Origin of the sequence: Vibrio harveyi (assembly GCF_030060435.1) — a bacterium.
GTDB lineage: Bacteria > Pseudomonadota > Gammaproteobacteria > Enterobacterales > Vibrionaceae > Vibrio > Vibrio harveyi.
In genome coordinates this window covers 70,354-88,746 of the sequence record NZ_CP125876.1, presented here as the reverse complement: position 1 = coordinate 88,746, position 18,393 = coordinate 70,354, and the positions used below count along the sequence as shown (strand labels likewise).

Genomic DNA, 18,393 nt, shown 5'->3' with positions numbered 1-18,393 from the left:
TTATTAACTAAAACATAAACTTAATAAAAATCCATTTAATTAAGCTAAATTTTAATGATTTTATTTCAGTCGCAAGTGTTGCGTATGCAATGATTGTTGTGTAATCTTTTTTTGTGCCGTGAGTCCCAACAACATGAAAAGAGAATATCGCTATGAAAAAGACACTCAGCTTTGCTCATCGAATCACCTCTATTAGTGCATACCTGCTCATCATGAGCTTTTTCACCAGTACAGTCGCGGTTGAGTTGTTTGGTGATCATCACGCAATTTTGGCGGTTAAAACTTATATCTCGTACGCGATTTGGGCAGTTGTCCCTCTTATGGCTGCAGCCGGCATAACCGGGTCAAAGATGGCTCCGAATGTGAAAAAAGGACCTCTAGCGGCAAAGAAAAAGCGTATGCCTTTCGTTGCGATGAACGGCATCTTGATTTTGGTTCCGGCGGCGATTTATTTGCAGCATTTAGCCGCAAGTAATCAGTTTGATACGACCTTCTATATTGTTCAGTTGGTTGAGTTGCTTGCTGGTTTCACGAACCTAACATTGATGACGCTGAACATTCGCGATGCGCGTGCATTAAAGATGCCTAAGAAAGCTCCTAAACGAGCGGTTATGTAAAGCATAAAAATAATTTGTTGGTCATTGTCTAAACGATAAATAGAATCCGCAGACGATTTAATTCTAAGGCGATGAAATTATGAAAAAGTTAATGACTGGTGCAGCATTAGCAGCGTTATTAACTGGCTGTGTGACGTTCCCAACACAAGAATCTGAACAAGTAAAAGTGATTTGGGATGACGCAAACGCAATCGCGAACTGCCAACATTTAGGTACAGTGATCGGTTCAGAAGGTCACTTCTATGACTACTGGTTGCATGCGGACAAAGATATGGTTTGGGGAACGCTGAACCAAATGCGTATCAAAGCTGCTGAACTGGGGGGTGACACTCTTTATTTGTACCAACCGCTTGGTTTTTCGAGCTCAGTGACAATGTTCGCTAACGCGTATAAATGCCAGAACTAATAAAAGCAGACCTGAGGTCTGCTTTTGTTTTTGTGTAATCGTCAATTTTGCTATCTAATTCAAGCCCGCCGTTGCCATGGCGACCGCATCAGTAAATGACACCGAGAATGCTTCGTCGGTATTCAACACTTTCGCAGGAAATTCTAGGCTAAGCTTCATTTCGGATGCGACTTCCGACTCGATACTGGTAATGAAAGTGCGTGTTTCTCCCGGAGCAATCACCAGATCAGTTCCACTTTCTGGACCGAGTTCAGCGATTCCCACGGTTGTTAGACCATTTCCCTCGCTGTCCACTAAGCTCAACAAGGATTCTGATTTGTAGATAAGTTCACCTTTGTCTGTTTGGTATGCCCTAAACGTATTGAAGTTTGGTTGTAGTTCACCATCAGCGGATAGGTTAGTCACAGAGAAGGTCACATTGGAGCCATCGAACTTTTCAACTTTAACCAAAACATTTGGGTCTTGATAGCGAGCTGCTGCTGCGGCTGCCGCTAACTCTTGTTGTCTTTCTTTCTCACGTTCTACTTCTTCTTGGCGCGCCTTTTCTTCTGCGAGCTTCGCTTCTTCTTCAGCAATACGTTTTTCTGCCATCGTATAAGACTTATCGACCATTGTTAGTAGAGCTGGTATTGAAAATGCAGTTAACCCCTCTAAATGGTCAAAATCGATTTTTGCATGCGTAGTGAGTTGGTTGGTTGAGAACTGGCAGTGCCCGTCAATAAGGCTCACAAACGCTACTTCAAAAGTCCCTTGAAGCTTACTCACTTCTACGCCTGCTTTTTCGATGTTTTCTCGTACTTGCTTGATTTCTTCTAATGACTGCTTGGGTAACGGTCCATTTGGTGAAACATTGTTAGAGACAGAGACAAGCTCTTCGGTCACAAACGGATTATTTTTTGCTGGGACAACAGTAGTGATTAGATTTGATTTGGTGATGTCTTCCCCCAGCAATATCGTCATTTTCTGAGAAGCGGCGGTCTTGTTACCCGCTAGTACGTCGCTACAGTTTGGTGAATTGCCCGCATGCGCTGTTTGTATGGCTGCGAGAGAAAGCATGGCGGACAAGCCCGTGACGACGAGTCCTTTCGATGGTCGATTGTTCATCCTGATAAACCCCTCTGTAATATGATGCGCTAAGCCGACGTGTATAAGACCAATCGCGGATTGGTATAGCGACATTCAGAATGGTTGTAATTGCGTCCTCACCACGTTCATCTTCACAAGACGACATTGCTGATGGTGTCAGCTCGACTTTCGATGGTGATAAGCCATCACGATCAAAAGTGTTTGAATTCGCAGATGATGCTGCAAGGGCGATGTCTTTTTTCTGAAAGATAGACGTAACCTTTCCAAGCTTCAAATACGTGATCGAGATCTATTTTTTGCGATAGTGCGAGGATCAAGCGAAAACAGACACTTAAGCTAGAGAGTTGATTTTGAGAGAAAAAAATAAATTTTTTAGGGAACTTTTTATACTGCTGCCTTTGGGACTTAATTCGCATCCCAAAGGCAGGTGATTGGATTCTAAAGGGGAATTCGGATTACAGCGCCTTCAGTACATCAGCTAAACGGGTTACGGCAACTCTGAGTTCATCAGGTGTTGCGTTGGTGAAGTTCAAGCGAAGCGCTGCTTTTACTTCTGAACCTTCTGGGTAGAACACTGGGCTCGGTACGACAGCTACACCGTTCGCAAGCAATGACTTCGCTAGCTCAAACGTATCGCACTCTGGAATCTCCACCCATACGAACATACCGCCATCAACCGGTTTCAATACACAACTTGTCGGAAGCTGTTTTTCTAATTCTGCATACATCACGTCGTAGCGCGATTTGTATAGCTCACAAATAGTAGAGATGTGGGTTGCAAAGTTATCGTGCTGCAATAGGCCGTGCAACAGAGCTTGCATAGGCACGCTAGAATGCAGGTCTGCACCCTGTTTGATTTTAATCAGTGGCTCTAGGTAGCTGGTTTTACCCGTCACAACACCGATTCGTAAACCCGGAGAAGCGATCTTAGAGAAAGAACGCAACACGATAGAGTTTTGTGGGCAGAAGTCAGATACCAAAGGCAGAGCTTCACCAGAGAAGCGTAACTCGCGGTATGGTGCATCTTCAATGAAAGCCACGTTGTATTGAATACAAAGCTCCGCAACCTTTTGGCGTGTTTCCAGTGCCCAGCAAACACCTGTTGGGTTATGGAAATCTGGCACGGCGTAGAACATCTTTGGTTGTTGCTTAGCGAAGCATTGCTCGAGCTCATCAAGGTTTGGACCAAATTCTGTTTGAGAAACGGTAACGATGTTTGCTTGAACTAAACCAAATACCTGCATGGCACCTAAGTAACTTGGCGCTTCCATCACGACTTTGTCACCTGGATTCACGTAAGCACGTGCGATCAAATCCAAACCTTGCTGGGAGCCAGTAGTGATCATCGCAGTGTGTGTTTCAGGCAGTTTGAAGTAACCGTTTAGGAAGTTTAGTAGTGGTCCATAGCCTGCCGTTGAACCGTATTGGAAAACTTCAGGCATGTTTGCCAAGTTCTCTAATGTTGGCTTCATCAGCTCGATAGGAAAGGTTTTTTCATCTGGCAAACCACCAGCAAGTGAGATGACGTTTTTATCGCTAGCGGCAGCGAGGATCTCTCGAATGTACGATGACTTTACTTGTTGCAGTGACTGTGCGATTTCCATGTGTTGTGTTTCTCGTATTTTTTATTTTATGTGAAAGATAGTACATGGGATTTGCTAACTAAGGTGTGTCCATTTATGCTGTTAAACATGTCCATTTATGCTATTTCAGTAAAGCGATAAGCTATGAGCCAGCAACAGGTTTCCAGAATCAATGACGTGCTGTTCTATATTCATCAAGACATCAGTAGAGAATTATCCGCCAAAGAGCTAGCTGATGTAGCGGCGTATTCTGAACAGCACTTCCACCGTATATTTAAAGATGTAGTAGGTGAGTCTATTCATCAATACATACGTCGTACGCGAATGGAATACGCAGCAAATCAGTTGATGTTTGATACTAAATCGTCAGTATTGGAAATTGCTAATAAGTGTGGTTTCAGCTCAGTGTCGTCTTTTAGTCGTGCTTTTAAAGCGACGTTTGAATTGTCTCCAGGAGCATGGCGTAAGCATGACCTTCATGTGGCAGAAAAGCCGTATTTGAAGGATCCGGAAGTGGCAGCAGGGTATCATCGAGTCGCAAAGCGCACTCTACCAGAGCCAAAGATTATTGAAGTTCCACAACGCTTTGCTGCGTACGTTCGCCATGAAGGTTACAACCGTTCGATTCGTAATGCGTGGCTGGTGCTGAAAGCGTGGGCGAACTCTGAGCAGCGTGATTTCTCTACTCAATATGGTTTGCACCATTCCAACCCTGCTTGGGTAGAGCTGGATAAGTGTCGCTATGTCGCGTGCATGGCGATTGATAAACCGCTTAAATACCGTGGTGTGGTGAATCAAATGACCATTCCAGGTGGCTTACACGCGGTGTTCCGATTAACAGGCGTCTATGGTGAGCTTTTGCCGCAAATCAGCATGGTATTGGAAAAGTGGTTACCTAACTCTGGTTTTAAGCAACGTTCGACACCTGCTTATGTGCACTATCATAAAAACCATTTTCTTAATCACGAAGAAGTCTTCGAGTTAGATTTCTATTTACCTATCAGTTTCTTCTAAAAGTCTTTGCTTCAAATTGAATGCTTTACTATTGTGTGGGAAGAAAATAGCCATTAATAACCTCAGACTTTATAGAATAAGTTGAAAATAAAATGAACATAGAACATCTAAAACTTTTCGTTCGTTTAGCATCGACCCACAATATCAGTATGGCGGGACAAGAGCTGGGATTATCTCCTGCGGTTGCTAGTGCCCATATTAATAAATTGGAAGAAGGTTTGGGCGTACGCCTTGTACATCGAACCACGCGCAAGGTTTCGTTAACAGAAGAGGGGCAGGCATTCTTACCTCATGCTGAGGAAGTGTTGGCAACGGTTGAAGCGGCACGAGGTGCTGTAGGTGTTGGTCACAAGGCGCCAACAGGGACGTTACGAGTCACCGCATCTGCATCTTTTGGGCGCTTGCATTTAGTGCCAGCACTTAAAGGGTTTATGGCAAAGTACCCAGAGCTGACCATTGATTTTCGCTTCTCCGATTCGATTATCGACATGGTGGAAGGTGGCTTCGATGTTGCTGTTCGCCTTGCCGAGCTGAAAGACTCGTCTCTAGTGGCACGCAAACTTGCTCCAGATCGTCGTATTGTTGTCGCGTCACCGGAGTATTTGGCGCAGCATGGCACACCTCAATCGCCAGAAGAGCTTGTAAATCATGAATGTGTGACTTTGGCTGGTTTGGAGAACTGGGTATTTGAAACCCCAGAAGGGCAGTACTCGATGCGCGCTTCTGGCAGCTTTAGAACCGATAATGGTGATGCAATGCGTGATGCTTGCATTGATGGGCTTGGGGTTTCAATTAACTCGATTTGGAGCGTATACAAACAGCTACAAAAAGGTGAGTTAGTCGAAATATTACAAGACTATCCATTAGTGATGAATGCGAGTATCTGGGCGGTCTATCCGAGCTCTCGCCTGATCGCCCCTAAAGTTAGAGCGTTTATTGACTATTTCGCGGAGTATTACGGTCAACCGCCTTATTGGGAGCTTGAACTGGCAGAACAGCAAAAGTAGCCTGAATAATATTCAATGGAAACGCCACTTAATTCGCATTAAGTGGCGTTTTTTCTTATAAAATTAAGAAGATTAGCTGCGACCAAGCATACGTGAGATGGTGCCATCCTTATCGATCACTTGGTGTTTGATAGCGCCAGCAACGTGCAAAACAAACACTAAGATGAGCACTTCTACCGCAGAGTGATGAATCGTTGATCCAAGCTCTTGCAGCCAAGGTGTTTCTGCGCCTTCTGCGATGATCACCCACCCGAAAATATCAACAGCTCGACCACCGCCAGCACTCATAGCAATACCAGAGATAGGCATTGCTAAGGTGGCTAACAGTAGAATACCGTGGACTGCCTTGGCTGCTTTGTCTTGCCATGCTGGCATCTTAGAAGCTGGTGGTAGAGCGCCTTCTTTTAAGCGCCACACTAGACGAGCAAGAGCGATAATTAAAAGGATAGCGCCTAGCGATTTATGAATCCCGTACCATTCGAATTTTACTGGGCTGCGTGGTAAATCCACCATATATAAACCAAGTGCGAACACACCAATAAAAGCGAGTCCAGTTACCCAGTGCAAAGCGATAGTTTGCCAAGTTAAAGGCGTTTTGTTGAGCATAAGATAATCCTCTTTTTCTTTGTGGTTATACGAACGATTATCCATTAATGTTGTGAATAGAACTACACATGTCAGTGTAAAGTTGGGTAAATTTTGTTCACAAAAAACGCTCCGAAAGTTGGAGCGTTTTGCGTTAATTCAATGAGCAAAAATTGCTTAGCCTTGCTTTAACTCAGCGAGAGCGTGGTGCAGTGAAGGAACGATCGCATGACCAAATCCACGCACTTCTTCACAAGGTTCAACGAGGTCTGGGATTTGGAAAGTTACCATGTTGGCAGCAACAGCAGCACGAACGCCATTATTTGAATCTTCAAAGGCGAGACATTTGGTTGGTTCTATGTCTAAACGACTTGCCGCAAGCAAATAAATTTCTGGATCGGGTTTACCGTGTGAAACTTCACAGCCGGTAGTTAAGTTGTCGAAATACTGGCTCAAACCTGCCAATTCCAACTTCTTTTTCGCCACTTCTTTTGCTGTAGAAGTGGCAACAGCAATGGGTAACCCTTGCTCTTTCAACCATTCAAGTAGCTCAATCACTCCTTCTTTGACCGGAATGGCTTGGTGTTTAACTACCGCATCGTATCGGTCGCGCCACTCTTTGTGTAAGCGGTCAAGATCATCCCCATAAGCTTTGCGGAAAATTACTTCAATGCCGGCTGCATTGCGACCAATGATTGAAAGGTAAACGTCTTTATAGAATGGGAGGTTTTGTGCTTCACACGCTTCTTGGAAAATGCGCATGCACACACGTTCCGTATCGAGGAGTAAACCATCCATGTCAAAAATAGCAGCTTGAAAATTCATTACGTTATGACTTGTCGATTGAGATGGCGCATTTTGACATAAGCGAAAACGATTTTCTTGTGGAATTCCACCATCTCACATGCTTTTTACTCAATCCTTATTTTATTCCTAAGCGTTTTGCTAAACGGTGCAAATTACCGTTATCCAGCTCAAGTTGACGTGCCGTTGCTGCCCAGTTACCTTGGTTCCCTTCCAGTGCTCGAACAATCATCGCTTTTTGGAATGCGTCTGTAGCTGGTTTTAATCCGCCTTCTGGCAGCTCTAAGCGAGAGTTTTGTTTCGTTTCTTCAACGTTCTTGATGTTCTGATTCGGCGTTCGAATATCAAAATCTTGTTCGACTAACTCAATATCCATGGAATGGGTGCGTGCTTTTGCCAAAACTCCAGCCCGTTTGATGACATGTTCGAGTTCTCGAACGTTGCCTGGCCACGAATAATCCTTAAGTGCGTGAACGAGCGTAGGGGACAAGCGAATGCTGTTCAATCCGAGCTTACTTCTCAAGTGTTCAGCAAAGAAGCCCGCCAGCAACACAACATCATCCTCGCGTTCGCGAAGAGGTGGCACATGAAGTGGGAAGACGCTTAGGCGGTGATATAAGTCGGCTCGAAAACGCCCAGCGGTGACTTCTTCATGCAAAATACGGTTGGTGGCGGCGACAATGCGTGTATTGACTCGGATATGACGGTCGTCACCCACTCGTTGGATGTCGCCGTATTGTAGGGCTCGAAGTAACTTGGCTTGTAGCTCTAATGACAGTTCACCGACTTCATCCAAAAACAGTGTGCCGCCATCTGCTTGTTCGAATTTACCCTTACGATTACTGATTGCGCCCGTAAATGCGCCTTTGATGTGCCCAAACAGTTCGCTCTCTGCTACGGACTCCGGCAGTGCCGCACAGTTGAGGTAAACCAAGGTATTGCTGGAACGATTGGAGCGATGGTGAATAGCACTGGCGACCAACTCTTTACCCACGCCAGTCTCACCCATGATCAGTACAGACAACTCGGTATCGGCGACTGCATCTATTTGTTCTTGAAGATTCTTCATCCCCTGAGAGTTGCCAATGATTTCGTTGCTCAAGGTGCGTTTTTCGGCGTAGGAATCACGTGGCAGGCTCGTTTGAGTTTCTAGTTGCTCTAACAGTAGAGCTGTATGTAAGCCACCTGCGGCTAATGCACTAACAAAACGTAATTCTTGGTTACGCAACCCATCAAATTGGTTGGGGTCGAAGGCGTCAATCGTAATAGCACCAATGAGTTGATCGTCGATCAGCAAAGGTAAACCAATGCAGGAATGGACATGCAGTTTGTCATCGTGGTTTGGAATCAAGCCGTCGTAAGGATCAGGTAAGTCGCTGTCAGAGGGAAAGCGCACGATGTCGCCAGCTCGGGCAATGGCTTCTAACCTTGGGTGCTGCTCAATGGAGAAGCGGCGTCCCAGCACTTCTTCTGCCAAACCATTGATCGCTAATGGCTTAAAGTGCTGATCTTCATACAAAAGAAGGGCCGAAGAGTCACACTTTAATACCTCTCGAATCGTGGTCAACAACGTATCAAAACGAGCTTGCTGAGTGAGTGCCGAGTTAAGGTCTTGTGTGATGTGTAGCCACTGCGCGATTAAAGAAGTCATAACCAATACCAATTGTGTCAATATGACTATTGTAGTGTCTTAATGACAATTTTCAACTGTGTCTTAATGACAGTCTTTATTGTTGATTTTGTTTTAACTTGTTGAAAATAAAGGAAGTAAAAAGTTGGCATGCCCGATGCAATATAAAAGTCAGTTCTTCTTATTTATTTCGTCATTCAAGGTAGTAATTATGACAATTCACGTAAAAAACAACATTCATTGGGTAGGTCAGCGCGATTGGGAAGTTCAGGACTTCCATGGTACAGAATACAAAATGACAAAAGGTACCAGCTACAACAGTTATCTAATTCGTGAAGAGAAAACCGTACTGATTGATACGGTCGATCATCGATTCAGTCAACAATTCATCCAAAATTTAGAGATGGAAATCGACCTTAAGTCTATCGACTTTATCGTGGTAAACCATGCAGAAGAAGATCACTCGGGCGCATTGTCTGCATTGATGGAGAAGATCCCGAACACGCCAATTTACTGTACAGAAGCGGCGATTGACTCCATCGTTGGTCATCACCACCATCCCGAGTGGAACTTCAAAACCGTAAAAACGGGCGACAGTATCGATATCGGCAATGGCAAGCAACTGGTGTTTGTGGAAGCGCCAATGCTGCATTGGCCGGACAGCATGATGACATACCTAACGGGCGATGCGGTGCTATTCAGTAACGACGCATTTGGTCAGCACTACTGCGATGAACGTCTGTTCAATGATGAAGTGGATCAAAATGAATTGATGGAGCAGTGTTTGCGTTACTACTCAAACATCCTAACGCCATTTAGCAGCTTGGTAACCGCTAAAATCAAAGAAGTGCTGAGCTTCAACTTGCCTGTCGACATGATCGCAACGTCACACGGTATTGTATGGCGCGATAATCCGGTTCAAATCATCGAGCAATACTTGGCGTGGGCAGACAATTATCAAGAAGATCGCATTACGATTTTCTACGATTCTATGTCAAATAACACCCGAATGATGGCAGATGCCATTGCGCAGGGCATTCACGATGTCGATCCTGGTGTGGCGGTTAAAGTCTTTAATGTCTCTAAGCACGATAAGAATGAAATTCTCGCCAATGTATTCCGCTCAAAAGGTATCTTAGTTGGTTCGTCTACGATGAATAACGTCATGATGCCGAAGATCGCAGGCATGCTAGAAGAAATTACCGGTCTGCGCTTTAAAGCGAAGAAAGCCGCTGCGTTCGGTAGCTACGGGTGGAATGGTGGCGCGGTGGATCGTATCCATGCTCGATTGACCGACGCAGGCTTTGAAACCGCAGTGAGTTTGAAAACCAAATGGCGACCAGATGGTAAAGCGATGCGTGAGTGCCGTGAACATGGTCAGAATATCGCGAAATTGTGGGCGAAGCATGACCTGACGAGCCCTGTTTTTGCACCGACGATTGCTGCGTCTGCACCACAAGTTCAATCACAACCCGCTGCACAAGTAGCAACACAAGCTGTGGTAGATGCTGCTCCTAGTAACCCTAGTACCGAGGCGCATCCTGCAGATTGTCAATGCATGGTTTGTACGGTTTGCAATTGGGTTTACGACCCAGCTAAAGGTGAGCCTAATCAAGGTGTTGAACCAGGTACGGCTTGGACTGAAGTGCCAGATTACTTCTTGTGCCCAGAATGCCACTTGGGTAAAGACGTTTTTGTCGAATACAACGGGTAAGGGGGCGAATATGCAAGCTCCTATTGTGATTATTGGTAGCGGCTTTGCGGCTTACCAATTGGTGAAAACAGTGCGTCGAATGGACGCACATATTCCGCTGCAAGTGTTTACTGCTGATGATGGCGCGGAATACAACAAGCCTGATTTGAGTCATGTATTTAGCAATAAGCAAACCGCCCAAGACCTAGTGGTTAAGAGTGGAGAAGCGTTTGCACAGGAACACAACATTGAGTTATTTGCCCATACCATGATTGAGCATGTCGATGTGCAAGCTCAGCAAGTGGTAGTCAATGGTCAAGTCTATCCTTACTCCAAATTGGTATTTGCGACAGGTGCGAGAGCCTTTGTGCCACCGATGTCAGGCAATGCGGCATCTGAGGTGATCACGTTAAACTCACTCCAAGAATACCAATTGGCAGAAGAGAAAATTAGCCGTGCGAAACGTGTTTTAGTGATTGGTGGTGGGTTGATCGGCGTCGAGATTGCCATGGATCTCGCGACCAGTGGTAAAGCGGTTACGGTGGTTGAGCCAAATCCCCGTTTGCTCGCTAACCTGATTCCTGAATTCGTTGCATTACCGCTCGAAAGCCAACTTAAGCAGCAAGGTATTCAACTTGCTTTGGAGACCGGGGTTGTCGCGATCAATCACTCAGATGATTCGCTGGTAGCAAGCGTGAGCAAAGGTAATGCAATCGAAGCCGATGTAGTGATTTCAGCGGCGGGTTTACGTGCTAACACTTGGTTAGCGAAGGCTTGTGGGGTGTGCGTCAATAAAGGCATCAAGGTGGATGCTCGATTACAGACATCAGCAGCCAATGTATTTGCATTAGGCGATTGCGCCGAGATCCAAGGTCGAATGATGCCGTATCTCCAACCGATCGTGCTAAGTGCCAATGTGTTAGGCAAACAGCTACTGGGGCAAGAAGCAGAGTTGAAACTACCACCTATGATGGTAAAGGTGAAAACGCCGAGCTACCCAATTCAATTAGCGGGCGATTTTAGTTCGGTGATGAACTGGAGCGTGCAGATTTCTCAAACTGGTATTGCCGCAAAGGCTGAAGATGAAAATAGTCGACTCATGGGCTTCGTCGTGACGGGCGAACAAGTCAGCCAAGCATTTCCATTACTTCGAGAGTTGTCTCAAGCCGGTCAGGCTTAACCGATTTAAACGAAAAGAATTGTAATTAGAGAGGGTATCATTATGTCGCACATACGAATTCCTAAAGACTGGACTGTTCAACGTTCAACGCCTTTCTTCACTAAAGACAATGTGCCACCAGCGCTACTGACTCATCATAATACCGCTGAGGGTGTGTTTGGGCAGCTGTGTGTCATGGAAGGGCAAGTGACTTACTACGGCTTTGCTGATGAAAATGCCACAGAAGCAGAATTGGTGGTGGTGATTAATGCAGGCCAGTTTGCTACCAGTCCTCCGCAATATTGGCACCGAATTGAGATGAGCGATGATGCTCAGTTCAACATCAATTTTTGGTCGAACAAAGATAAGAGTGGGCAAGCGATGTTCCACGCGAAGAAATAACGCATACAGAAGTGAATACAGCGCTAATTTGTCGGGAAGAAGCGTTTACTATCACACTATGCATTAAGCGTAGGCAAAAGAGCAGAGATTCGTCTCTGCTCTTTTTTGTCTCTTACTTTACGACGATTACAAATGATGTTGAATAATGGTTTGCGTACACAGAACTCCGACGAGAAGAGCGTTAAAACGAAACCGTGCTCTCATTTATGTGATGGATATCAATTATATAGTTGGAATATAACAAAAAGTTACGATATTTTTGTTATGTTATAACGTAATTAATGTTGAAAAGCTCGAGTTATTCGGAAAGAATCAACTTAAGGAAATACTATGACGCTAAAAAAAGTGGCTCTATTTTGCGCACTGGCATTCGCAACTAACGCAATGGCAGATGTGGAGGTCAAAGATACCAACAACTTTAACGATGTTGCGGCTAAAGTAAATCAGCTGAAAGAAGCAGGGAAAAATCCACTGATCGTGGTTGATATCGACAATACTTTGCTGACTTCGACTTCCGATATTGGGGGCGATATTTGGTACCAATGGCAACGCGGTAAATTGGATGTGAAGCCGAAAGATGGCGATAAAGTCGATTGTCTTTTTCAAGACTCCATCGGCATGCTGTACGAGCTAGTACCGATGAAAACCATCGAAAATGGCGTGCCTGCGATGTTGCGCGGCTGGCAAGATGATGGTCTAACGGTGATGGCTCTAACGTCTCGTTCTCCAAATTATCGTTACGCCACAGAGCGTGAAATGATGCGTAATCAATTTGATATGACACGCACTGCGCTTAAAGAGAAAGGTTCAGATGCACTGCCTATCTATATCGATAATCCCAAGCGCCCGCTGAGCTACATCAATGGCATTATGATGACCACAGGTATGAACAAAGGCACCATGCTTGAGTACATTTTAGATAAGACAGATCAAAGCTTTAGTGACGTTGTGTTTGTTGATGACAGTGAGAAGAACGTCGTCAATATGAAGAATGCCTACAAAGATGACAAAGCAGTAGATATGACAATCTTCCACTATACCAAAGTAGAGCATGACCGTATTGCAGCAAATGGAGCAGTACTAACACAGGAACAAGCAAATAAGATGGCGAGTGATTGGAAAGCGTTAAACAAAGTCCTGGACCAGATTGCGCCTGCACGTATGGGTGACACTTGTTTGGGTCAATAACCAGATGAAAAAGTGATTTAGGTTTGTTGCTTGCGCCGGGTTATTAATACCCGTTTAGAGAGATGGAGGGGTCCAATCGATTTTTTCGGATTATTTACTGGTCTTGCAACCTTATCCAAAGCGATATCAATGTTGGTATCGCTTTTTTTCTGCCTGTAGAAAGCTAGATTCGATCCTGTTCTGCTTATTCTGAAATCATTCAGGATTTGAATGGGTATAGAGGTCTAACTTGATGATTTTATAGACAATTAAATATCACTAAACTGTCATTTAAATAGGAATCAATAGTCCTGATGTAAGCCTCATCCTACAATTTCTTCATTGCGACGGAGCGACAAGCTTAAGGAAAGTCATCACTCAGTTACGTTTTAGCATTGTTTAGATCGTCTTAAACGTCTAAAGCGTCTTAAACTAGGAGCTTCCACAATGAATTTAATGTTGGACTACGCCTCTCTGGCGATCTTATTTGTGGTGCTGTTAATTCTGATTTTTGGATTGATAGCTTTACATGATATCCCCTACGAAATTGCAAAAAAGCGCAACCATCCCCATGCCGATGCGATTCATATTGCCGGTTGGGTGAGCTTGTTCTTTCTTCATGTGATTTGGCCGTTTCTTTGGATATGGGCAGCCATGTACGACGGAGAGAAGCAAAACTGGTTAGGTGCTAAGCCTTCGGTATCTCAACAAGATTATGAGCAACTACTGGTTCGTATCAATCAACTTGAGCAAGTGAGAGGGGACGAATAATGGAAACTCTTATCATCCTAAGTTACGTAGCGCTGTGCGTTATCGTATTTCGAGTATTTCGTGTACCTAAAACCAAGTGGACACTCACCACGGCATCCGTTATTGGCATGTTCATCGTGGGATGGATTTTTCTCTATATGGCAATGTATCAACCCGTTTCTCGCATGGCGCGTTTGTACAGTGTGACGACACCAATCACTTCTCAGGTAGAAGGTATAGTTACTCACGTGTATGTGCAAGGAAACCAACAAGTGAAAGCGGGTGACCCTCTCTATCAAATTGACGATACACCGTTCAAAGATAAAGTGAGCCGTATTCAAGGTGATATCAGTCGTACCGAATCAGCGATTGATTTCTATCAGGCGGAGCTGGAGAGATACCAAAAGTTAGGGCGTAAGGGGTATTCTTCTCAAGAGAAAGTGGACGATATTGAGAACCAATTGCTGGAACAAAAGGCAAATAAGAGCAAATATCAATCAGAGTTAGCTGTTGCTGAGTTTAAACTAGGCAAAACCACCGTCACCGCACCAACGGATGGCTATGTCACGCAAGTGGCGCTGCGTCCGGGGATGAAGAGTCGCATTGTGCCGTTTCAAGGCAACCTGACCTTCGTCCACAAAGAAGACAAACAACTGTTTGCTGCATTTAAACAAGCGCCAGCACGATACGTGAAAGTCGGCTATCCGGCGGAAGTGACCTTCAATACCATTCCCGGTCATGCTTACAAGGCGCATGTGACACAAGTGAATGACATTTTTGCTCAAGGCGCGGTATCACCATCAGGTAACATGAAGTACCCAGAACAAATTCCTGCTGGTGGTCGAATCTTAGTGAAAGTGGAACTGGATAATCCAGACTTGGTAAAAGACATGCCATTGCCATCCGGCACAGATGCACATGTTGCGGTGTACTCACCGAAATGGGAAATGTTCAGTATCGTACGTAAAGTGATTCTGAGAATGCAGAGTTGGCAAAACTGGTTATTCGAAGGCTAATGACATCAAGGGCAAAGCAGCAGGCTTTGCCCTTTTTCTATGGGTGTACTGCTATTGCTCGTCTGTTACTTAATGGATTGAGCGACCGCCTGTTTAATTGCATTCCTCAGCCATTCATGCCCTTTGTCGTTCTTTTGTGATTGGTGCCAAGTCATGTAAATAGGCACCTTATTGGCTTCAAAGGGCAAAGGGAAAGCGTTCAATCCGAGCTTGCTTGCTAAGTTGTCAGAGAACCAACGCGACGTAACGCATATCCAATCGGTTTGCGACACTAACTGTAGCGCTGTCATGGTCGAGCCGGTGGAGTAAGCCACTTGCCTCGGGGGCAGCGTATCTTCGATGATCAAAGAGTCTAAAGCGTTGGTGTTAAGTCGCTGCGTTCTCCAAGTTACATGAGATTCACGCATGAAGTCGTCGTACGTGAGTGCGTCCTGAATACGAGGATGACCTTGGCTTACCGTCACCATCAGTTCTTGTTCAAACAACAATTCATTGTGATAACCATGATCCGTCAAAGGCACGGTAGCAAGGATCACATCTACGCGTCGGCGTCTTAAATCGTCTTGGCGGTCTTGTTCGTTCAAGTGTTCCACATCCGCTTCAATAGACACCAATGGTGCATGCTGAGATTTGTATTTCGCCAAAGCTGGTACAAGCATTAAATCGATGTCTTTATGGCTAGAGATTCGAAACGTGCGTTGGCTGGTTTCTGGCGTGAATTCTTGACGAGATTTCGAACCGTTGATTAATAGGCTTAAAGGCTCTTTGATTTCTGCGTGTAACTCAATCGCGAAATTCGTCGGAACGATGCCTCTGCCTTGACGAACAAAGAGGGGATCTTGGTATTGATCTCTTAACTTGTTGAGTGCGTGACTCACGGCGGGCGCAGTGATGTTTAACGCGGTAGCAGCATCGTTGACGCTTTTTGACTTCATGACCGCATCAAACGTTTTTAACAAGTTAAGGTCCATAGGCTATCTCTTTGATTTACTTTATCTTCAATGTAGGTGGATAGCGTAAAGATTTCGAGGATTATTTCTGTCAGGCAAGATTCAAATCATCACCAACGAAAAGACCAGAGTATGGGTTCTGTTCTTTTCGTTGGTTGAAAAGGGTTATAAACACTGTAGTAAACGGCGAGGTAGCGCGGTTTGATCCATCCAATGATTTGGAATCGACATTGGTGTGTCGTAGTAACTTGCCCCAAGAATGGCACCGAGCGGAATAGCTCGTCCACTTGAATCGCCACCACAGTAAATGTTCTCACGCATGGTGGTTTCGTAGCTTTCTGAGTTCATCAACAAATGACAAATCACCACAAATGAAGCATCTAAACCGCAATGCATCCCAATCGACTCCGCAACGCTGGTGGCACTTCTTCCGCTCATGGCTTCTGCACGTTGAATGTCGTTAGCAATCGTCGGAGAAACCGTCTGAGCTGCCATTACACACGCTTTGGGCGCAGCGCCTTGCAATGCCATCTGAATCATCACTGCGATAGCTTGGGCATACATAACTGCGGTGTCGTTGTTATTGGTAACCCGCACGGCGGAATCGACCAGTTTGGCGAGTTTGTCATCATCGGAATGAAAAGCCACCAAAGGCGGAAGCTTGGATAATGCTGGATTCTGCGTGTCGTCAGCCCCACATAGAGTCACGCGCAGTTCTTTGGCTTCCAACTCATGAATGTTGAGCAGTGTTTGCTTTGTCGGTTTGTCTGTATAGCCCTGCCATTTACCACCAAAATCAAACCATTCTCGAAAGGAGCGAATGTAACGCGCCTCGTCGTAGTGTCCGGTTTGAACCAGAGCGTCTAACATGGCAACAAGCTGTGTTCCGTAGTGGGTGAGATCACCGACTTGCTTGCTACCGTGGGCAAAATAACCTTTGTCATGGTATTCAGTTCGGTTAGGTTGATGAAATTCCGGATGCGGAGAACCAAACTGCCTGATGAGTTCTTGATCGTAAAGCCAATGAAATCCGAGAGATGCTGCATCACCGACGAGTGCGCCGATAATGGCATGAAGAGAGCGAGCGTTTCTATGAGTCATCTTGCCACCTATATCAACAGGGCTACTCAATAAGTCTTACACAGTTTCTTGGTTTTGTAGGTAAATTTTTCTGTTTTGGATCAAGACTATAGTGCTTAATTAACCATTGCTTTACTAGGGTTAAAAAACTAGGGTTAAAAGCAAAACGCCCCGCGAGTGGCGAGGCGTTGGTTTTAGTGGCGTACTATTAATAATTACGATTAGCTGTAAGCGCGTGCGACACGACCTTCACAATCCAAAGTGACCTGTTTTGCGTAAGCCGGAATGAAAACTGATTGTCCTTTTTCAACTACGCATGTTTCGCCGTTTGCGTGAGTTAGCACAAGCTTGGTATCCAGAGGCATAAGGATCTCAGCGGTTTGAACTTCTAGAGTGCGCTGGTGAGCTTGCTTAACGATAGCGAATTTGAAATCGTCTACAGGAATTGGGTATTCCAACATATCGTCGATTTCATTCGGTGCAAGCAATAGGCTGTCGAACGGCTTCTCGTTGAAGCGTGTACACGCAACAAGCTCTTTCACGTCCATGTATTTTGGTGTCAGGCCCGCGCGCAGTACGTTGTCTGAGTTCGCCATGATCTCAAGACCTGTACCTTTCAAGTAAGCGTGTGGCGTTTCTGCATCCAAGAACATGGCATCACCCGGTTGTAGGGTAATCACATTAAGCATCAGTGGCGCAAACAAACCAATATCGCCAGGGTATTGCTTCTCTAGCTCAAGAATAAGGTTGAACAGAGGTAAGCCGGTGATGCGAGCTTGAGCCAATAGCACCGTCAACGCCATCTCTTTCTGTTCGCCCTCTAGTGACAGTAGACCCGAGAAGAAGGTCGCCAAGCCAGTTGGCGTTTGGTTTGCGATAAGGTCATCCACCAAGCCTTGTAGCTCAGGAATCGCCAGCTCAGAGAAGAAGCTGATGATTTCACTTGTTGGGCGGAAGCCATTCATCGCTTGGTATTCGGTTAGCGCGTAAACCAACTCAGGTTTGTGGTTTGGATCTTTGTAGTTACGGTTTGCAGCGGTTAGGGGAATGCCTTGTTTTTCTTCCAGTGCAAAGCCTAATTCTGCTTGCTGTTTGTTTGGGTGAACCTGAATCGACAGTGCTTTCTCAGCGGCAAGCACTTTAAACAGGTATGGAAGTTCACCAAAACGGTTTGCGACTTCTTCACTCAGAAAGGCATTCATGTCTTGAGCAATCAGTGAAGACAGTTTGGTCTCCTCACCGTTTACCATCACCAATGAGCAACCGTTTGGATGCGCGCCCATCCATACTTCTGCTTGTGGTTCGCCCGTTGGGTTTTCAATGCCAAACAGTTGGTTAACAGAAGTAGTACTGCCCCAAGCGTAGTTTTGAATCACGTTGTTCATCAGGAAAAACATCGGATGCTTAGCTTGAGTTTGAATCGTTTGTGTATCGGACATCGTTA

18 protein-coding genes are annotated in these 18,393 nt (G+C 45.2%); 10 read left to right on the top strand and 8 right to left on the bottom strand.

The genetic code is table 11. The features are described 5' to 3' along the window. The first annotated feature begins 152 nt into the window (after window positions 1-152). Both QMY49_RS16860 and QMY49_RS16855 read left to right on the top strand, forming a co-directional pair. The gene (locus tag QMY49_RS16860; protein ID WP_009697175.1) at window positions 153-617 is read left to right on the top strand and encodes a hypothetical protein; all 465 of its coding nucleotides are present in this window, start codon (window positions 153-155) and stop codon (window positions 615-617) included. A 79-nt stretch (window positions 618-696) separates the two neighbouring features. Next, window positions 697-1,023 (top strand): DUF4156 domain-containing protein, encoded by a 327-nt coding sequence (locus QMY49_RS16855; protein ID WP_005451338.1) that lies wholly within the window; start codon window positions 697-699, stop codon window positions 1,021-1,023. Between the two features lie 54 nt (window positions 1,024-1,077). Here QMY49_RS16855 and QMY49_RS16850 read toward each other — a convergent pair whose 3' ends face one another. Together QMY49_RS16850 and QMY49_RS16845 are read right to left on the bottom strand one after the other, a co-directional pair. Then, complete coding sequence (locus QMY49_RS16850; RefSeq protein ID WP_199479979.1) at window positions 1,078-2,127, bottom strand: hypothetical protein; 1,050 nt, start codon at window positions 2,125-2,127, stop codon at window positions 1,078-1,080. 437 nt (window positions 2,128-2,564) lie between these two features. Then, a complete protein-coding gene (locus QMY49_RS16845) occupies window positions 2,565-3,713 on the bottom strand; it encodes an aminotransferase-like domain-containing protein (RefSeq protein ID WP_009699691.1) in 1,149 nt (382 codons plus the stop codon). 123 nt (window positions 3,714-3,836) lie between these two features. On the opposite strand from QMY49_RS16845, the gene QMY49_RS16840 reads away from it, so the two are divergent. Both QMY49_RS16840 and QMY49_RS16835 read left to right on the top strand, forming a co-directional pair. Further along, window positions 3,837-4,706, top strand: a complete 870-nt coding sequence (locus tag QMY49_RS16840; RefSeq protein WP_009697173.1) for an AraC family transcriptional regulator — start codon at window positions 3,837-3,839, stop codon at window positions 4,704-4,706. A 92-nt stretch (window positions 4,707-4,798) separates the two neighbouring features. Next, complete coding sequence (locus QMY49_RS16835) at window positions 4,799-5,713, top strand: LysR family transcriptional regulator (protein ID WP_005451346.1); 915 nt, start codon at window positions 4,799-4,801, stop codon at window positions 5,711-5,713. Window positions 5,714-5,785: 72 nt separating this feature from the next. On the opposite strand, the gene QMY49_RS16830 is transcribed toward QMY49_RS16835, so the two are convergent. The 3 genes from QMY49_RS16830 to norR all read right to left on the bottom strand — a co-directional run bounded on the left by QMY49_RS16830 (window position 5,786) and on the right by norR (window position 8,753). Continuing rightward, complete coding sequence (locus tag QMY49_RS16830) at window positions 5,786-6,319, bottom strand: cytochrome b (protein WP_187993520.1); 534 nt, start codon at window positions 6,317-6,319, stop codon at window positions 5,786-5,788. 156 nt (window positions 6,320-6,475) lie between these two features. Then, window positions 6,476-7,123 carry an HAD family hydrolase gene (locus QMY49_RS16825; protein ID WP_017188655.1) on the bottom strand — a complete coding sequence of 216 codons (648 nt, stop codon included), beginning with the start codon at window positions 7,121-7,123 and terminating at the stop codon, window positions 6,476-6,478. 97 nt (window positions 7,124-7,220) lie between these two features. Further along, window positions 7,221-8,753: a nitric oxide reductase transcriptional regulator NorR gene (gene norR, locus QMY49_RS16820; protein ID WP_009697170.1), complete on the bottom strand. Its 1,533-nt coding sequence runs from the start codon at window positions 8,751-8,753 to the stop codon at window positions 7,221-7,223. A 190-nt stretch (window positions 8,754-8,943) separates the two neighbouring features. On the opposite strand from norR, the gene norV reads away from it, so the two are divergent. The 6 genes from norV to QMY49_RS16790 all read left to right on the top strand — a co-directional run bounded on the left by norV (window position 8,944) and on the right by QMY49_RS16790 (window position 14,919). Next, complete coding sequence (gene norV, locus QMY49_RS16815) at window positions 8,944-10,446, top strand: anaerobic nitric oxide reductase flavorubredoxin (protein WP_005451353.1); 1,503 nt, start codon at window positions 8,944-8,946, stop codon at window positions 10,444-10,446. 10 nt (window positions 10,447-10,456) lie between these two features. Continuing rightward, window positions 10,457-11,605, top strand: a complete 1,149-nt coding sequence (gene norW / locus QMY49_RS16810; protein WP_283315580.1) for an NADH:flavorubredoxin reductase NorW — start codon at window positions 10,457-10,459, stop codon at window positions 11,603-11,605. A gap of 42 nt (window positions 11,606-11,647) precedes the next feature. Continuing rightward, complete coding sequence (locus QMY49_RS16805; RefSeq protein WP_283315577.1) at window positions 11,648-11,986, top strand: TehB family protein; 339 nt, start codon at window positions 11,648-11,650, stop codon at window positions 11,984-11,986. 330 nt (window positions 11,987-12,316) lie between these two features. Beyond that, window positions 12,317-13,174 (top strand): DUF2608 domain-containing protein, encoded by an 858-nt coding sequence (locus QMY49_RS16800; protein ID WP_009697166.1) that lies wholly within the window; start codon window positions 12,317-12,319, stop codon window positions 13,172-13,174. A gap of 426 nt (window positions 13,175-13,600) precedes the next feature. After that, a complete protein-coding gene (locus QMY49_RS16795) occupies window positions 13,601-13,924 on the top strand; it encodes a DUF3302 domain-containing protein (RefSeq protein ID WP_009697165.1) in 324 nt (107 codons plus the stop codon). Continuing rightward, window positions 13,924-14,919: an HlyD family secretion protein gene (locus QMY49_RS16790; RefSeq protein WP_009697164.1), complete on the top strand. Its 996-nt coding sequence runs from the start codon at window positions 13,924-13,926 to the stop codon at window positions 14,917-14,919. Before QMY49_RS16795 ends, QMY49_RS16790 begins: the two co-directional genes overlap by 1 nt. Before the next feature lie 65 nt (window positions 14,920-14,984). Here QMY49_RS16790 and QMY49_RS16785 read toward each other — a convergent pair whose 3' ends face one another. From QMY49_RS16785 to manA, 3 genes are all read right to left on the bottom strand, one after another. Then, a complete protein-coding gene (locus QMY49_RS16785) occupies window positions 14,985-15,890 on the bottom strand; it encodes a LysR family transcriptional regulator (RefSeq protein WP_283315572.1) in 906 nt (301 codons plus the stop codon). A 144-nt stretch (window positions 15,891-16,034) separates the two neighbouring features. Continuing rightward, the gene (locus tag QMY49_RS16780) at window positions 16,035-16,970 is read right to left on the bottom strand and encodes an ADP-ribosylglycohydrolase family protein (RefSeq protein ID WP_283315569.1); all 936 of its coding nucleotides are present in this window, start codon (window positions 16,968-16,970) and stop codon (window positions 16,035-16,037) included. 200 nt (window positions 16,971-17,170) lie between these two features. Further along, window positions 17,171-18,388, bottom strand: coding sequence for a mannose-6-phosphate isomerase, class I (manA, locus tag QMY49_RS16775; RefSeq protein ID WP_430381707.1), 1,218 nt, complete (start codon window positions 18,386-18,388; stop codon window positions 17,171-17,173). Between the last annotated feature and the right edge of the window lie 5 nt (window positions 18,389-18,393).

What these genes read in the sequence shown, in the direction of transcription:
- QMY49_RS16860 (WP_009697175.1), top strand. Translation starts at nt 153, where the DNA reads ATGAAAAAGACACTCAGCTTTGCTCATCGAATCACCTCTATTAGTGCA.
- QMY49_RS16855 (WP_005451338.1), top strand. Translation starts at nt 697, where the DNA reads ATGAAAAAGTTAATGACTGGTGCAGCATTAGCAGCGTTATTAACTGGC.
- QMY49_RS16850 (WP_199479979.1), bottom strand. Translation starts at nt 2,127, where the DNA reads ATGAACAATCGACCATCGAAAGGACTCGTCGTCACGGGCTTGTCCGCC.
- QMY49_RS16845 (WP_009699691.1), bottom strand. Translation starts at nt 3,713, where the DNA reads ATGGAAATCGCACAGTCACTGCAACAAGTAAAGTCATCGTACATTCGA.
- QMY49_RS16840 (WP_009697173.1), top strand. Translation starts at nt 3,837, where the DNA reads ATGAGCCAGCAACAGGTTTCCAGAATCAATGACGTGCTGTTCTATATT.
- QMY49_RS16835 (WP_005451346.1), top strand. Translation starts at nt 4,799, where the DNA reads ATGAACATAGAACATCTAAAACTTTTCGTTCGTTTAGCATCGACCCAC.
- QMY49_RS16830 (WP_187993520.1), bottom strand. Translation starts at nt 6,319, where the DNA reads ATGCTCAACAAAACGCCTTTAACTTGGCAAACTATCGCTTTGCACTGG.
- QMY49_RS16825 (WP_017188655.1), bottom strand. Translation starts at nt 7,123, where the DNA reads ATGAATTTTCAAGCTGCTATTTTTGACATGGATGGTTTACTCCTCGAT.
- norR (WP_009697170.1), bottom strand. Translation starts at nt 8,753, where the DNA reads ATGACTTCTTTAATCGCGCAGTGGCTACACATCACACAAGACCTTAAC.
- norV (WP_005451353.1), top strand. Translation starts at nt 8,944, where the DNA reads ATGACAATTCACGTAAAAAACAACATTCATTGGGTAGGTCAGCGCGAT.
- norW (WP_283315580.1), top strand. Translation starts at nt 10,457, where the DNA reads ATGCAAGCTCCTATTGTGATTATTGGTAGCGGCTTTGCGGCTTACCAA.
- QMY49_RS16805 (WP_283315577.1), top strand. Translation starts at nt 11,648, where the DNA reads ATGTCGCACATACGAATTCCTAAAGACTGGACTGTTCAACGTTCAACG.
- QMY49_RS16800 (WP_009697166.1), top strand. Translation starts at nt 12,317, where the DNA reads ATGACGCTAAAAAAAGTGGCTCTATTTTGCGCACTGGCATTCGCAACT.
- QMY49_RS16795 (WP_009697165.1), top strand. Translation starts at nt 13,601, where the DNA reads ATGAATTTAATGTTGGACTACGCCTCTCTGGCGATCTTATTTGTGGTG.
- QMY49_RS16790 (WP_009697164.1), top strand. Translation starts at nt 13,924, where the DNA reads ATGGAAACTCTTATCATCCTAAGTTACGTAGCGCTGTGCGTTATCGTA.
- QMY49_RS16785 (WP_283315572.1), bottom strand. Translation starts at nt 15,890, where the DNA reads ATGGACCTTAACTTGTTAAAAACGTTTGATGCGGTCATGAAGTCAAAA.
- QMY49_RS16780 (WP_283315569.1), bottom strand. Translation starts at nt 16,970, where the DNA reads ATGACTCATAGAAACGCTCGCTCTCTTCATGCCATTATCGGCGCACTC.
- manA (WP_430381707.1), bottom strand. Translation starts at nt 18,388, where the DNA reads ATGTCCGATACACAAACGATTCAAACTCAAGCTAAGCATCCGATGTTT.